This window comes from Pseudokineococcus basanitobsidens (assembly GCF_037482545.1).
Classification (GTDB): domain Bacteria; phylum Actinomycetota; class Actinomycetes; order Actinomycetales; family Quadrisphaeraceae; genus Pseudokineococcus; species Pseudokineococcus basanitobsidens.
In genome coordinates this window covers 445,759-460,404 of sequence record NZ_JBBIAA010000001.1, presented here as the reverse complement: position 1 = coordinate 460,404, position 14,646 = coordinate 445,759, and the positions used below count along the sequence as shown (strand labels likewise).

The window sequence follows — 14,646 nt, the reverse complement described above, 5'->3', positions numbered from 1 at the left end:
CGAGACCGGGGCGGCGCACCATGGGCGCGTGAGCGAGCGCACCGACGACGACCCCGAGGACCTCGAGGACCTCGAGGACCTCCCCGAGCGCACCCCCGTCGAGGTCGTGCTCCTGCTGGCCTCGCCGGAGCACCACTACTTCGGCCGTCCGCGGGACGGGTCGCCGCACCCGCCGTCGCCCGCCCTGCCGCGCGTCGACGTCGTCGCCGGCAAGGGCGTCGTCGGGGACCGCTTCTTCGGCCGGGCCGCCCACATGGACGCGGCGGTGACGCTCATGGCCGTCGAGCAGCTGGAGGCGGTGGCCGCGGGGCTCGGCCTCGCCACCGACGCCGACCCGCTCGGCGGTCTCGACCCGCGGCGCGCCCCCCGCAACGTGGTCCTGCGGGGTGCTCCCGTCGACGCGCTCGTCGGCCGGGACCTCGCCCTCGACACGCGCGCGGGAGGCGGCGACGTCGTGCGCCTCGCGGGACGTCGTCCCGCCGCGCCCTGCGCCTGGATGGACGCGGTCCTCGCCCCGGGGGCCCACGCCGCGATGCGCGGCCGGGGCGGCCTCCGGTGCGTCCCGACGACGAGCGGGGCGCTGGTGCCCGGCCCGGCGGTGCTGCGCACGGCCGAGCCCGTGGACGTGCGAGAGGCGGGTGTCCCCGTGCTGCGGCGCGGCCGGCTGCCCTAGCCGGCCGACGTCAGCGCGGGCGGCGCCCCGGTCGGTGGCGGACCTGGGGGGACGGGGAACGGTCCGCGCGCCGGCGCCTGTCGCGCCGGTCGGCGGCGGCGTCCGAGGTCCCGCCGTCGACGGCTCCGTCCTCCTGGGCCTCGTCGACGTGCTCGTCGCCGAGGTCGCGGTCGTCCGGGGCCGGGACGTCCACGGCACCACCTCCCGACCTCCGCCACGACGCCGCGACGACGTGACCGGCCGCCCCCTGCGACCTCCGGGCCCCATGCGATCACGCTGCGTGCGCTGCGGCGACGACCAGGAGGGTCACACCCTCAGACGGACTACGCAGCGTCACCCTTCGGGTCAAGGACGACGTCGCTCGGGACGTCCGTCCGGCTCGGCCGGCGGCCGGCCGGCGGCCGCGACGGAACATCGGCGACGACGACGTGGTTGCCGCCGACCGTGCCGACGGGACCCCGCCACGGGTGCCCCGTCGAGCGGACGCCGACCAGCGACGAACAGGAGCACCGACCGTGCAGACCGTGAACGCCCGTTCCACCGCCGGCCCCGGCCAGCCCTTCCAGGCCACGACGATCGAGCGCCGCGACGTCGGCCCGGCCGAGGTCCTCATCGACATCGCCTACGCCGGCATCTGCCACTCCGACATCCACACCGCCCGCGGCGAGTGGGGCGAGACCCTCTTCCCGCTCGTCCCGGGCCACGAGATCGCCGGTGTCGTCTCCGAGGTCGGCAGCGACGTGACCAAGTACGCGGTCGGCGACCGCGTCGGCGTCGGCTGCTTCGTCGACTCCTGCCGCGAGTGCGAGAACTGCCGCGCCGGCGAGGAGCAGTACTGCCTCAAGGGCGAGACCGGCACCTACAACGCGATCGGCAAGGACGGCCGGCCCACCGACGGCGGGTACAGCGAGAAGGTCGTCGTCGACGAGAACTACGTGATGGGCATCCCCGAGGGGATCGACCTCGACGTCGCCGCCCCCCTGCTGTGCGCCGGCATCACGCTCTACAGCCCGCTCAAGCACTGGGGCGCGGGCCCCGGCAAGAAGGTCGCGATCGTGGGCCTCGGCGGCCTCGGCCACATGGGCGTCAAGATCGCCAAGGCCCTCGGCGCCGAGGTGACCGTGCTCTCCCAGTCGCTGAAGAAGCAGGAGGACGGCCTGCGGCTCGGGGCCGACCACTACTACGCGACGGGCGACGAGGGCACCTTCGAGTCCCTCGCGGGCAGCTTCGACCTCATCGTCAGCACCATCTCGGCCAACGTGGACTTCAACGCCTACCTCGGGCTGCTGAAGCTCGACGGTGCTCTCGTCCAGGTCGGCGCCCCCGAGAAGCCGCTCGACATCGCGGCCTTCTCCCTGATCCAGGGCCGCAAGACGCTGGCCGGGTCGAAGATCGGCGGCATCCGCCAGACGCAGGAGATGCTCGACTTCTGCGCCGAGCACGGCATCGGCGCCGAGGTCGAGGTCATCGGCGGCGACCAGATCGACGAGGCCTACGAGCGCGTCGTCGCGAGCGACGTCCGCTACCGCTTCGTCATCGACACGGCGCGGCTGGCCGGCTGACGCAGGCTCTCGTCCACGACGCCCTCTCCCGCTCGGCGGGAGGGGGCGTCGTCGCGTCCGGGGAGCTCGCACGCGACGGACCCCTCGTGGCCGAGGAGCGGGCCGAGGCGGGCGTCTGCTCCTCAGCCGGCGGGCGGGGCGTCGTCCTGAGCGGCACCGTCCGCGGCGGGGCGCCGCGCGCTGCCGAGGCCGGCGGCGAGCGCCGCCACGGCGTCGTCGGTGACGGCGGCCGCGGTCCGGTTGGCCTCCACGACGGCGCGGTAGACCTCCTCGCGGTGCACCTGGACGCTGCGGGGGGCGTCGATCCCGAGGCGCACGACGTCGCCACGCACCTCGACCACCGTCACGACGACGTCGTCGCCGATGACGATGCTCTCTCCCGCACGGCGGGTCAGGACCAGCACGCGGGCGAGCATAGGTGGCGTCCGTCAGGAACCGGGCGACCTCAGCCGCTCGGCGACGTCCCCGGGCAGCACCTGCGGCGTCGCGGACGACGCGGGGCCGCGCTGCCGCGGGACGGCGGGGCTGTCGCCGACGTCGTCGGGCGCCGGCGCGAGGAGCCGCCGCAGCACCCCCTCGGCGACCATCGCGGCCAGCAGCGCGGCGAGCAGGCGCAGGGCCGCGCCGAGGGGGGACGTCGCGCCGGTGACGAGGCCCAGGACCGCGGGCACGGCCAGCAGCACCGTGAGGGCGGCGACGGCGCCGACGTTCACCGGGGACCGGGGGCGCAGGCCCGGCGCCGCCGGGTGCGGACGGGCGCGTCGACCGGCGGCGCGACGGGCTCGCGCAGCAGCAGCCCCACCCAGGCGTCGGGGCCCGCCGGGCCCCCGTCGACCCCCGCGACGGGCAGGTCCAGACCGAGCACGGTGCCCGGGTCGGCGCTGCCGGCCGCACGGACGACGTGCACGGCGTCCGGGTCGCCGGCGAGGACGGCGTCGAACCAGCGGTCGGTGTCGGTGGGCTTGCGGGTCGCGTCGACGACGGCGTGCACCTGGTCGGCGCGCAGGGCGGTCACGACGTGGCGCGCCCAGCGGACGTCGTCGGGGTCGTGGTCGGCCTGGACGACGACGACGCCGGGGGCGTCGCCGAGGCGGACGGTCGCCGCGGCACGGCGTGCGGCCGCGGCGTCGCGGACGACCTCGCCGCGCAGGACCCCGCCACCCGGTCGGGCGGCGACGACGACGCCGTCCGGGCCGAGACCGAGCCGGCTCGCGACCGAGCGCGCCACGACGAGCGCGTCCCGCGGCGCGCCGACGACGACGACGAGGTCCCCGTCGCCGTCGGGCAGCGCGGGCACGGCGGGCAGGGCCGCCAGCACCTCCCGCAGGTCGCTCGCGCCGGCGCCGGCGGGCAGCGCGTCGAGCAGGTGGGGAGGCAGCCCGGCGGCAGCGGCGCGGGGGCGCACGCCCTCGTCGTCCCCGGCCGGGGTCGAGCCCGACGCGGCGACGACAGGGGTGGCGGCGGGGGTGGCGGCGACGGGGGTCGCGGCGACGGGCGCGGGTCCGTCCGCGGCCTCCTGCGGTGCGGCGCCCGCGCCCTGCTCCGTCGCGGGCTCCTCGGGTCCCGGCTCGTCACGGTCGGGCTCGTCGTGCGAGGGGTCCGCCGACGGCGGCTGGTCCGGCGACGCCCCGCCGGCGCGCGCCGCGGCGTGCCGGGCGGCGAGCAGGCCCATGAGCTCGGCCACGGCGGCGCCCGCCGGCACCGGGTCGGGGCCGGCCGCAGGGCCGACGTCGTCACCGCCGCCCCGGGCGGCGCCGCCCGCGGGGGCGCCTGCGTCGTGCGGCACCGGCGCCTCGGCCGCCCTCTCGTCCACCCGGTCGGCCGCCCGCTCGTCCGTGCGTCCGCGCAGGCCGGCGTCGGGCTCGGCGGCGTCCCGCACGGCGTCCAGCACGGCGGCGAAGGCGGCGCTCTCGGTCGAGACGGGGCGGCCGGGCTCGAGCGGCTGCGACGGGACGGCGTGCCGCCCGGACCCGGCCACCGGCGTCGGGCCGGGGCGGTGCGCGTCCTCGGCGTCGGCGGCGTCGAGCAGGGCACCCATGCCGCCGGACGCGGGGGCGCCGGCGGACGCGGCCCGGGGAGCGCCGTCCGGCGCCCGGCCCGCCCTCTCCGCCGCGTCGGCCGGCGGCACCGCGTCGTCGAGCACCTGGGCGCGCACGAGCGCGCGGGCGATGGGCGAGTCGAAGAGGTCCTCGAGCACCTCCTCGCGACGGGCGTCCGCTCCCGCCCCGTCCTGCTGCCGTGCGCGCACGTCGTCCTCCTCCTCGTCGGCCGCGTCGGCGGCCGGCCCCTCGTCCTCGTGCCCGGCCGCGTCGTCGTCGACCTCGACGACCACCTCGAAGCGTTGGCGCGCGAAGAAGCCGGCGACCCCGCCGACGCGCACCTTCTCGGCGCGCACCACGCGCGCCTGCGGGCCGTGCTCGCTGCTCACCCGCGCGAGCAGCTCGTCGATCTCGTCGCCCTCGAGCACCACGGTCGTCATCGGGTCATCCCCCCAGCGCGCCGGCCGGCACCGGGGCGGCGCCCGTCACCGTCCCGACGGTCTCGATGCGGGGCCCCGCGGCGCCGCCGCCGCCCGCCTCCGCGTAGGACAGCACGGGCAGGCGCGGCACGGCCAGCCCCACGAGCCGGCGCAGCGGCGCCCGCAGCACCGGTGCGCACACGAGCACGGGCGACCAGCCGAGGTCCTCGGCCTGCCGCAGCGCCGAGTCGGCCTGCTCGACGACGGCCTCCGCGCGCCGCGGGTCGAGCGACAGGGTCGCGCCCTCCTCGCCCGGCCGGACCGACTCCGCGAGCTGGTGCTCCAGGAGCGGGTCGAGCGTGATGACGCGCAGGACGCCGTCCCGCGCGGCGCTGGCGGCGATGGCGGGCCCCAGCGCGGCGCGGGCGGCCTCGACGAGCGCGTCCAGGTCGGCGCCGCCGCGGCCCCGCGTGGACAGCGCCTCGAAGATGCGGGGCAGGTCCCGGATGGCGACGCCCTCCTCCAGCAGCGCCCGCAGCACGCGCTGCACCTCCCCCAGCGTCATGACGCCGGGGACGAGCTCCTCGACGACCGCGGGGTCGTCCACCTTGACGGCGTCCACGAGGGCGCGCACGTCCTCGCGGGAGAGCAGCCGGGCCGCGTGCGTGCGCACCACCTCGGCGAGGTGGGTGACGAGCACGGACGCCCGGTCGACGACGGTGGCGCCGGTCATCTCCGCCTGGTGCTGCAGCTCGGCGGGCACCCACCGGCCGGCGAGGCCGAAGACCGGCTCGCTCGTCGGCGTGCCCGGGAGGTGCTCGAGGTCGTCGCCGAGCGCCAGGACGCGACCGGGCGGGGCCTGCCCGCGCCCGACCTCGACCCCGGAGATGCGGATGGCGTAGGAGGACATCGGCAGGTCGATGCTGTCGCGGGTCCGGACGGGCGGGACGACGAGCCCCAGCTCGAGCGCGGTCTTGCGGCGCAGCCCCCGGACACGGTCCAGCAGGTCGCCGCCCGCGCCGGTGTCGACGAGGTCGACGAGGTCGGGGGCGAGGACGACCTCGAGCGGGTCGACGCGCATCTGCTGGAGCAGGCCCTCGGGGCTGTCCGGCGTCGGGCCGGCGGGCAGCTCGGGGGCGGCCGCCGCGGCGACCTCCTCGGCCGCCTGCGCCTTGCCGGCCCGCTGGGCGGCGAGCAGGACGCCCGCGCCCAGCAGCATGAACGGGAGCTTGGGCATGCCCGGGACGAGGGCGATGACGATGATCCCGGCGCCGGCGATCTGCAGGGCCGGCTTCTGGCGCAGCAGCTGCGTGGCGGCGTCGGTGCCCATGTCGCCCTGCGTCGTCGCGCGGGTGACGACGAGGCCGGTCGCGACCGAGAGCAGCAGCGCGGGGATCTGGGAGACGAGGCCGTCCCCGACGGTCAGCAGGCTGTAGGTCTCGAGCGACTCGCCGGGCGACATGCCCTTCTGGACCATGCCGATGACGAAGCCGCCGACGAGGTTGATGACCGTGATGATGATGCCGGCGATCGCGTCGCCCTTGACGAACTTCGACCCGCCGTCCATCGCGCCGTAGAAGTCCGCCTCCGCCGTGACGTCGGCGCGGCGCTGCCGCGCGGTCGCCTCGTCGATGAGCCCGGCGTTGAGGTCGGCGTCGATGGCCATCTGCTTGCCGGGCATCGCGTCGAGGGTGAAGCGCGCGCCGACCTCGGCGACGCGGCCGGCGCCGTTGGTGATGACGACGAACTGGATGATCACGAGGATCACGAAGATCACGAGGCCGATGACGAGCGACCCCGAGATGACGAAGTGGCCGAAGGCCTCGATGACCTTGCCGGCGTGCGCGTCGGCGAGCACGAGCCGGGTCGAGGCCACGTTGAGGCCGAGCCGGAACAGCGTCAGCACGAGCAGCAGCGCGGGGAAGATCGAGAAGTCCAGCGGACGGCGCACGTACATCGCCGTGAGCAGCACGACGAGCGAGATCGTGATGTTCGTCGCGATGAGCAGGTCGATCAGCGGCGCCGGGACGGGCACGACGAGGAGCAGGACGATGCCGACGACGCCGACGGGGACGGCCAGGCGGGAGATGCGGCCCACGACGTCCTTCCCCCGGGCTCGCACGACGACCCCGGTGATGCGCCCCGGTGGTGCCCGGGGACTTCTCGCTGCGGATCCGTCCGCCCTGCGCGCCGTCCTGGCACGGGTGTCCTCGGCAGCGGCGCGCGAGACCTTGAGCCGGACGGGTGCCCGGGCGTGTCGTGGCGTGTCGTGGCGTGTCTGGCGTGTCGGGCGTGTCGCGGCGTGTCGACGGGCGCGTCCCCCTCAGCCCGCGCTCAGCACCTCGGCCAGGCTCCTCGGCGCCCGGCCGGTGAGGTCGGCGACGGCCGTGCTGACGCGGGCGACCTCCCCGGCGGCGACGGCCGTGTACGTGGAGACCCAGGCGTCGACGAGCCAGTCCGGGGCGCCGTAGGGGGCGCGGGAGGCGCGCGCCTCCTCGGGCGTCTCGTCGCGGTAGGTGACCTCCCGACCGGTCGCCGCGGCGACGGCCTGCGCGACCTCGGTGAGCGTGAGGGCCTGCGGACCCGTGACGTCGTAGGTCGCCCCGGCGTGCGGCGCCGGGTCGCGCAGCACCGCGGCGGCCGCGGCGGCGACGTCGTCCTGGGACACCGCCGCGACGCGCCCGTCACCGGCCGGGCCGCGCAGGACGCCGTCGTCGCCGACCATCGCGACGAGCGCCTCGGCGTAGAAGCTGTCGCGCAGGAAGGTGTGCCGCGTCCCCGAGGCCCGCACGTGCTCCTCGGTGGCCCAGTGGTCGCGCGCCAGGGTGAAGACGGCGTCGGGCGCCGCGCCCTGGAAGGAGGTGTAGACGAGGTGCTCCACCCCGGCCGCGGCCGCGGCGTCGACGAAGGTGCGGTGCTGCGCGAGCCGGTCGGGGTGCTCGGCCGCCGAGACCATGAGCACGGCCTCGACGCCGGCGAGCGCCCGGCGGACGGCCTCGCCGTCCTCGAAGGAGGCGGTGGCCGTGCTCGCCCCGGGCAGCCGAGGTGCGCGTGCGGGGTCGCGCACGAGCAGGCGCTGGCGGACCCCCGCGTCCGCGAGCAGCCGCGCGACGCGTCCGCCCACGGCGCCCGTCGCGCCCGTCACGGCCACCGTCGCGCCGTCCGCGCCGGCGTCCTGACCGGTCCCGGTCCCTGTGCTCACGTGGTCCTCCTCGTCGCGGTCGGCGCCGGTCGGCGTGCCGGGTCAGCACCGGAGGGACCGGGGTGCTTCCCCGAGCAGGGCCTTGCCGGGCGCCGCCTCGGGCGGGCACCCGTCAGCGCCGGGCGAGGCGCGCGGCTCCCCGGCGCACGGCGTCGGCGTAGACGTCCTCGACGAGCCGGCGGGTCGCGCAGGCCCAGTCGTCCGTCGGCCGGGCGGCGGCCGCGCGGACGGCCGTGCGCCCGGGCGAGCCCGCGCCCCGTGCGTCGCCCGCCCGCCGCGCGGCGTCGGAGGCGGCGTGGACGGCGGTGTTCCAGGCCCCCGGAGGAGCGGCACGGGCCACGAAGGTCGCGGGCCCGTACCCGGCGAGCGTCGCCCGCGACGTCGGGCTGTCGAGCGCGACGACGGGAAGACCGCTGGCCATGGCCTCGAGCAGGACGAGGCCGAGCGTGTCCGTCGTCGAGGCGAAGACCAGTGCGTCCGCCGCCGCGTAGGCGTCGGCGAGGTCGTCACCGCGCAGCAGGCCGGTGAAGGTGACCTGCCGGCCCGCGAGCTCGGTCTCCAGGCGCCGGCGGTCCGGTCCGTCCCCCACGAGCGCGAGGTGCACCGGGGGCTCCGCCGACGCCAGCCGGGCGAGGCGGTCGGTGCCCTTCTCGGTCGCGACGCGGCCGACGTGGAGCGCCACCGGCACGTCGTCGTCCCCGGCGACCGGCCGGACGGGGGCACGCAGGCGCGCGCGCAGGGCCGAGCCGTCCCGCCCGGGGCGGAAGGCCGCCAGGTCGACGCCCCGGGCCCACAGCCGCACGTCGTCGATCCCGATCTCGGCCAGGTGCTCCCGCCCCACCGACGACGTCGCGAGGCGGACGTCGGCGGGCCGGTACGCCTGCCGCATCGACCGGTGGACGACCCCCTCGAAGATCCCCAGGTGGTAGTGGCCGGCGTAGGTGGCGACGTCCGTGTGGTAGCTGACGACGACCGGGTACCGCGGCAGGGCCCAGCGCGCACCGACGACGCCCATGAGCACGGGGTTGACGACGTGGACGACGTCGGGGACGAAGGCGCGCAGCGCCCGGGCGACGACGCCGTCGGGCAGCGCCCAGCGCCGCCCCCCGTACAGGAAGGGCAGCCGCAGCCCCCGCGTGCGGGTCTCCAGGACCCCCGGCACGGCGGTCCCGGCCGTGGGGGCGACGACGAGCACCTCGTGCCCGTCGGCCCGCAGCGCCTCGACCGTGCGCTCCAGCCGGGTCACCAGCCCGTCGACCTCGGGGGCCCACACCTCGGAGACGAAAGCGACCCGCACGGCGACATCATGGCGGCCGCGCCGCCGCCCGGGGCCGTCGTCGGTCAGGCCGCCTGCGGCATCCGGTGGCGCCCGGCGGCGACGCCGCGCGTGCGCAGCCGCATGACGAAGGCGAGCACGCGCGCGACGGCCGTGTAGAGGTCCGCCGGCACCTCCTGCCCGAGCCGGCACGCGTCGTGCAGCGCGCGGGCGAGCGGGACGTCCTCGACCATCGGCACCCGGTGCTCCGCGGCCCGCTCGCGGATCTTCGCCGCGATGGTGCCGGCGCCCTTCGCGACGACGCGGGGCGCCCCCTTCCCCGGCTCGTAGCGCAGCGCGACGGCGACGTGCGTGGGGTTCAGCAGGACGACGTCCGCCGTCGCGACCTCCGCCATCATCCGGTTGCGGCTCATCGCCATCTGCTTGGAGCGGATGGCGCCCTTCAGCTGCGGGTCGCCCTCGGACTGCTTGTGCTCGTCCATGACCTCCTTGCGGGTCATCCGCACCCCCTTCATGGTCCGCCGCCGGACCACGAGGTAGTCCGCGAGCGCGAGGACCAGACCGGCGACGACGGCGGTGCGGACGAGCGTCGCCGTGCCGCCGCGTACCGCCTCGACCGTGGCACCGAGCGGCAGCGCGCCGGCGCCGACGAGCAGCGGCAGGAGGGCCTTCACCGCGAGCCAGAGGACGGTGCCGAGGACCGCCGACTTGAGGAGGATCTTGGCCGCCTCCCACAGGGCCTGGGGCCCGAGGATGCGCTTGAGCCCCTGCTTCGGGCTGAGCTTGGAGAACTGGGGCTTGAAGTTCTTCGTCGCGGGGTGCAGGCCGCCCTGGGCGGCGGCCGCAGCGATCGCGACGACGACCGTGACGGCCGCCAGCGGCGCCATGACGAGCGCGACGGCCCGCAGCCCCTCCGAGAGCGCGGCGACCGCGAGCTCGGGGTCGGGGGTCTGCGCGACGTCGCGGACGTGCTGCAGCGAGGTCTGCGCGGCCACCCACCCGCGCGAGACGGTGAGCGGCAGGAGGACGCCGGCGGCGGCCATGCCGAGCCAGGCGCCGACGTCGGCCGAGCGCGCGACCCGCCCCTCCTTGCGCGACTCCTTGAGCCGCTTCTCGGTGGGCTGCTCGGTCTTCTCCCCGGAGTCACCGGCCACGACGGACCTTCCCCGTCGACGACGCGGCCGCGCGTCCGGCGCTCACGCGCCCGCGCTCGCGCGGGCGGTGCCCATGACGGTCTCCGCCATCTGCTCGGCGAGGCCGCGCACGACGTCGGGGAGCAGGGTCGCGGTGAGGCCCACGAGCACGAGCGTGACGAGGATCTTCAGCGGGAAGCCGAGGGCGAAGGCGTTGAGCTGCGGCGCCACGCGGGTGAGCAGGCCGAGCCCGACGTCGGTGAGGAAGAGGACGGCGATCAGCGGTCCCGCGATCTGCAGCGCCGCGAGCATGAGGCCGGCGACACCCTCGGTCGCCACCCGCGCGACCGTGGACAGGTCGATGCTCTGGCCCACGGGCAGGACCTCGAAGGTGCGCAGCAGCCCGCGCAGCACGACCAGGTGCCCGCCGCTGGCGAAGAGCAGCGCCAGCGCGAGCAGCTGGTAGATCCGCCCGAGCACCGAGGACCCGCTCTGCATGAGCGGGTCGTAGCCCTGGGCCAGCTGGAAGCCGCCGAAGACGTCGAGGAGGTCGCCGGCGCTCTGCACCGCGGCGAAGACGAGGTAGCAGAGCCACCCGAGCGTCGTGCCGACGAGGATCTCCTGCAGGGCCGCGAGCAGGATGCTCCCCGCGCCGAGACCACCCTCGACCAGGGCCGAGACGTCGGGCTGCACCACGAGCGCGAGCGCCAGGGCCAGCAGCGCCTTCACCGGGCCGGGGAAGCCCTTGTAGGAGAACGGCGGCGCCAGGAGCAGCCAGCCGAGCACCCGCAGGCTCGCCAGGGACAGCCCGACCACCTGCTCCAGCGGGAGCGAGACCTCCACGCCGTCAGCCGGTCCCGGTGACGAGGCCGGGGATCTGGCCGTACAGCTCGGTGGTGAAGCTCACCATCTCGATGATCATCCAGCGGCCGCAGACGACCAGCGCGATGCCGACGGCGATGGCCTTCGGCACGAAGCTCAGCGTCACCTCCTGGATCTGGGTGACCGACTGGAACAGCGAGATGACGAAGCCCACGCACAGCGCCGTCAGCAGGATGGGCGCGGAGATCTTCGCCGCGACGGTCATCGCCTGGACGGCGACCTGCAGGACCGCGATGTCGTCCATCAGCCGCTGCCCCCGTAGCTGCCGATGACGGCGGTGATGACGAGGCCCCAGCCGTCCACGAGGACGAAGAGCAGGAGCTTGAAGGGCAGGGAGACCGTCACCGGCGGCAGCATCATCATGCCCATCGACATCAGCGCCGCCGAGACGACGAGGTCGATGACGAGGAACGGCACGTAGATGACGAAGCCGATGATGAAGGCGGCGCGCAGCTCGGAGAGCACGAACGCCGGCACCAGCGTCAGCAGCGGTGTCGCGGCGCGCGTCTCGGGGTTCGGCCGGTCGGCGGCGCGCGTGATGAGCGCGAGGTCGTCGGAGCGGACGTGCTCCAGCATGAACGTCTTCAGGGGCGCGACGCCCGCCTGCAGGGCCTGCGTCTGGTCCAGGTCGCCCGCCAGGAACGGCTGGACGCCGGCGTCGTTGACCTGCGAGAGCACCGGGGCCATGACGAAGAGGCTGAGGAAGAGCGCCAGGCCGGCGAGGACCTGGTTGGGGGGCGCGGCGGTGAGCCCCAGCGCGTTCCGCGTGATCGACAGGACGACGAAGATCTTCGTGAAGCTCGTCATCATCAGCAGCAGCGCCGGCGCCACGGAGAGCACCGTGATGCCGAGCAGGACGACGAGCGCGCTGCTGGGCTTGCCGTCGACGCCCTCGACCTGGACCGAGACGCCGGGTCCGCCGGCGCCCCCCTCGGTGAGGGAGTCGAGGCCGTCCGGCGCGGTGGCCGCCGAGGCCGCCGTCGCCCCGAGGAGCCAGAGCGCCGCGACGGCGAGGAGCACGGCGCCGACCAGGAGGGCGAGGCGACGGCGGCGCGGGCTCCGGACGGCGCCGGGGGCCGGGAGGTCGCTCACCGGCGGGCCGTCCGGCCGCGGACGACGTCCACGGCCTGCGCCCACGTCGCCGGCGAGAGCGCGGAGCCGGCGAGCGGCCCGGCGGTCTCCTGCGCGGAGGCGGCCGCGTCGGCGGGACGGCGCTGGGCGGGGACGACCGACGTCGTCGCGGAGGCAGGCAGCACGACCGGCTCGCGGCGGACGACGCGCGAGCGCGCCGGACGGGACGGCGCGGGCGCCGGCTCCGCCGGCCGGGCGAGGAGCTCGTCGACGGGGCGCTGCGCGAGCACCGCGACCGAGGAGTCGCTCACGCCGAGCACGAGGCCCGTGGACCCGACCTGGACGAGCACGACGCTGGTGCGGCCCGAGAGCTGCTGGCGGGCCAGCACGGAGATGCTCCCGACGGCGGCGCGGGCGCGGCTGCCCCCGGAACGGAGCATCCCGCGTCGGACCATCCACACGAGGCCGACGACGGCGACGAGGGAGCCCGCCACGCGCAGCAGCAGCCCGAGGGCGTCCGGGGTGTCCATGCCAGTCCTCTCGGCACGTCGGGGCTCGAGGTTGAGCCGGTCGGGTGGGCCTTCGGGTGGTCAGGGCGAGACGCCTCAGCCCGCTCGCCCCCCGAGGACGTCGTCGCCGACGTCGAGACAGGCGCCCCACCCAGGCCGACGTCGTCGCCGACGTCGGACGGAGCGCGCCGAGGGGCCGCCGGGGTCAGGAGGGGTCGGCGCCGACGATCTCGGTGATGCGCAGGCCGAAGTCCTCGTCGACGACGACGACCTCGCCGCGGGCGACGAGACGGCCGTTGACGAGCAGGTCGGCGGGGGCGCCGGCGGCGCGGTCGAGCTCGACGACGCGACCCGGGGCGAGCGTGAGCAGCTCGCGCACCGTCATCCGGGCGCGGCCGATCTCCACCGACAGGGTCATCTCGACGTCGCGCAGCAGGTGCAGGCCCGCGGCGCCGCCGAGGGCGGTCGCGGCGGCGGGCGCCCCCGTGTCCCCCGTCGCGACGAGGGACACCCAGGCGCCGGGTCGTCCGGCCGCGAGCAGCGCGACGACGGGCGCCGCGGCGAGCTCGGCCTCGCCGGCGGTCGTGGCCCGCACGGGGCCGAGCGCGACGGGCCCGAGGGTGCCCGCCGCCGCCTCGAGCGCCGGGCGCAGCGCCTCGGCGAGGTCGCCGTCCGCCATGCCCGCCGGGTCGGCCTGCAGCGCAGCGCTCGTCGCGCCGTCGAGGACGAGGACGACGGCCCCGCTGCGGGCGCCGGAGAAGGTCGCGGTGACGGCGGGCGCCGACGGGTCCGGCCAGGTGGACGGGGCGCCGTCCGCGGCGGGGTCGACGACGAGCGCGGCGGGGGCGGGCACGAGCCCGGCCGAGGCCGCCGCCGCGGCGACGACCTCGTCGAGGGCGAAGACGGGGGCGTCGGTGGTGGTGCTCATCGCGGGTCCTCCTCGGTGGACACGACCATGCAGGCGAGACGGGTGGCGGAGGCCGTGGGCACGGCGCGGGCGACGACCAGCCCGGCGACGACGACCTCGAGGGGGCGGTGCGTGGGATGGCCCAGCGGGACGACGTCGCCGACCGAGAGGGCCAGCACGCGGTCGGACGTCGTGCGGGCGGGCGTGAGCCGCAGGCCGACGTCGACGGGCACCTCGGGCATGGCGCCCGCGACGGCGGCCTGGGCGCGGGCCTCGGCGGCGAGCTCCTCGCTCGAGCGCGACGTCGGCGCGCTGCCGGCGCCGAGCCGGGCCTGCAGCGGGGCGAGGACGAGCGCCAGGGTCGCCTCGGCCGTCGTCGGGCCGACGGTCACGCCGAGGTGGGCGACGACGACCTGGTCGGAGGCCTGGGCGGCCTGGGCGAGCTGGGGGATCTGCTCGGTCCCGGTGCGGTGCGCACCGAGCGGCGTGATGGTGGCGAAGGCGTACTCGAGCGCCGTCATCGCCTTGTCGCCGAGGTCGCGCAGCACGCCGACCTCGAGCTCGGTGAGCTCGCGTGGCTCCTGGTGGCCGCCCGGACCGCCGAGCCCGTGGTCGACGACGGCGAGGACGAGCTCGGCCGGGATGTGGAGCAGCCCGGCGGCGCCGACGTCCGTCCCGAGGACGACCAGCGGTGACGGCACGGGCAGCGTGCCCGCGTGCTCGTCGTAGGTCGTCTGCTCGACGGCGCGCAGCTCGACGCCGACGTCGACGCGCAGGCGCGTGACCATCTGCGTCGTCCACTGCCGGGCGAGGGTCTCGAAGGCGAGCTCGAGCACCCGCAGGTGCTCGCGCGCCATGCGGCCGGAGGCGCGGAAGTCCCAGGGGACCACCGCGCCCCGGCGCCGGGCGCGGGCGCTGCCGGGGCGCGGCGGCGCCGGCTGCGCTGTTCGGGTGGTGGGCACGAGCACGTCAT

Annotated in this window: 16 protein-coding genes; 2 read left to right on the top strand and 14 right to left on the bottom strand. The window is 76.8% G+C overall.

Going from position 1 to position 14,646, the window contains the following annotated elements; genetic code table 11:
- Positions 1 to 28: 28 nt before the first annotated feature.
- Positions 29 to 673, top strand: a complete 645-nt coding sequence (locus tag WDZ17_RS02065; RefSeq protein WP_339573474.1) for a molybdenum cofactor biosysynthesis protein — start codon at positions 29 to 31, stop codon at positions 671 to 673.
- A gap of 10 nt (positions 674 to 683) precedes the next feature.
- On the opposite strand, the gene WDZ17_RS02060 is transcribed toward WDZ17_RS02065, so the two are convergent.
- Positions 684 to 866, bottom strand: coding sequence for a hypothetical protein (locus WDZ17_RS02060; RefSeq protein ID WP_339573473.1), 183 nt, complete (start codon positions 864 to 866; stop codon positions 684 to 686).
- Positions 867 to 1,188: 322 nt separating this feature from the next.
- Here WDZ17_RS02060 and WDZ17_RS02055 point away from each other — a divergent pair, with 322 nt between their 5' ends.
- The gene (locus WDZ17_RS02055; RefSeq protein WP_339573472.1) at positions 1,189 to 2,235 is read left to right on the top strand and encodes an NAD(P)-dependent alcohol dehydrogenase; all 1,047 of its coding nucleotides are present in this window, start codon (positions 1,189 to 1,191) and stop codon (positions 2,233 to 2,235) included.
- Between the two features lie 122 nt (positions 2,236 to 2,357).
- Here the strand turns inward: WDZ17_RS02055 and csrA are convergent, their stop codons facing one another.
- From csrA to WDZ17_RS01990, 13 genes are all read right to left on the bottom strand, one after another.
- Complete coding sequence (gene csrA, locus WDZ17_RS02050; protein ID WP_339573471.1) at positions 2,358 to 2,639, bottom strand: carbon storage regulator CsrA; 282 nt, start codon at positions 2,637 to 2,639, stop codon at positions 2,358 to 2,360.
- A 24-nt stretch (positions 2,640 to 2,663) separates the two neighbouring features.
- On the bottom strand, positions 2,664 to 2,948 hold the full coding sequence (locus tag WDZ17_RS02045; protein WP_339573470.1) for a hypothetical protein: 285 nt from the start codon (positions 2,946 to 2,948) through the stop codon (positions 2,664 to 2,666).
- On the bottom strand, positions 2,945 to 4,714 hold the full coding sequence (locus tag WDZ17_RS02040; RefSeq protein ID WP_339573469.1) for a hypothetical protein: 1,770 nt from the start codon (positions 4,712 to 4,714) through the stop codon (positions 2,945 to 2,947). Before WDZ17_RS02040 ends, WDZ17_RS02045 begins: the two co-directional genes overlap by 4 nt.
- 4 nt (positions 4,715 to 4,718) lie before the next feature.
- Positions 4,719 to 6,791, bottom strand: a complete 2,073-nt coding sequence (gene flhA / locus WDZ17_RS02035) for a flagellar biosynthesis protein FlhA (protein WP_339573468.1) — start codon at positions 6,789 to 6,791, stop codon at positions 4,719 to 4,721.
- Positions 6,792 to 7,016: 225 nt separating this feature from the next.
- Positions 7,017 to 7,895: an SDR family oxidoreductase gene (locus WDZ17_RS02030; protein ID WP_339573467.1), complete on the bottom strand. Its 879-nt coding sequence runs from the start codon at positions 7,893 to 7,895 to the stop codon at positions 7,017 to 7,019.
- A gap of 112 nt (positions 7,896 to 8,007) precedes the next feature.
- A complete protein-coding gene (locus WDZ17_RS02025) occupies positions 8,008 to 9,192 on the bottom strand; it encodes a glycosyltransferase (RefSeq protein ID WP_339573466.1) in 1,185 nt (394 codons plus the stop codon).
- 44 nt (positions 9,193 to 9,236) lie between these two features.
- Positions 9,237 to 10,325, bottom strand: coding sequence for an EscU/YscU/HrcU family type III secretion system export apparatus switch protein (locus WDZ17_RS02020; protein WP_339573465.1), 1,089 nt, complete (start codon positions 10,323 to 10,325; stop codon positions 9,237 to 9,239).
- Between the two features lie 42 nt (positions 10,326 to 10,367).
- Positions 10,368 to 11,147, bottom strand: coding sequence for a flagellar biosynthetic protein FliR (locus WDZ17_RS02015; protein ID WP_339573464.1), 780 nt, complete (start codon positions 11,145 to 11,147; stop codon positions 10,368 to 10,370).
- 4 nt (positions 11,148 to 11,151) lie between these two features.
- The gene (locus WDZ17_RS02010) at positions 11,152 to 11,430 is read right to left on the bottom strand and encodes a flagellar biosynthetic protein FliQ (RefSeq protein WP_339573463.1); all 279 of its coding nucleotides are present in this window, start codon (positions 11,428 to 11,430) and stop codon (positions 11,152 to 11,154) included.
- Positions 11,430 to 12,278, bottom strand: coding sequence for a flagellar type III secretion system pore protein FliP (gene fliP / locus WDZ17_RS02005; RefSeq protein ID WP_339573462.1), 849 nt, complete (start codon positions 12,276 to 12,278; stop codon positions 11,430 to 11,432). The genes WDZ17_RS02010 and fliP overlap by 1 nt, the downstream gene beginning before the upstream one ends.
- A complete protein-coding gene (locus WDZ17_RS02000; RefSeq protein WP_339573461.1) occupies positions 12,275 to 12,787 on the bottom strand; it encodes a FliO/MopB family protein in 513 nt (170 codons plus the stop codon). The genes fliP and WDZ17_RS02000 overlap by 4 nt, the downstream gene beginning before the upstream one ends.
- Positions 12,788 to 12,971: 184 nt before the next feature.
- Positions 12,972 to 13,694: a flagellar motor switch protein FliN gene (fliN, locus tag WDZ17_RS01995; RefSeq protein ID WP_339573460.1), complete on the bottom strand. Its 723-nt coding sequence runs from the start codon at positions 13,692 to 13,694 to the stop codon at positions 12,972 to 12,974.
- A complete protein-coding gene (locus WDZ17_RS01990; protein ID WP_339573459.1) occupies positions 13,691 to 14,635 on the bottom strand; it encodes a flagellar motor switch protein FliM in 945 nt (314 codons plus the stop codon). Before WDZ17_RS01990 ends, fliN begins: the two co-directional genes overlap by 4 nt.
- Positions 14,636 to 14,646 lie beyond the last annotated feature (11 nt).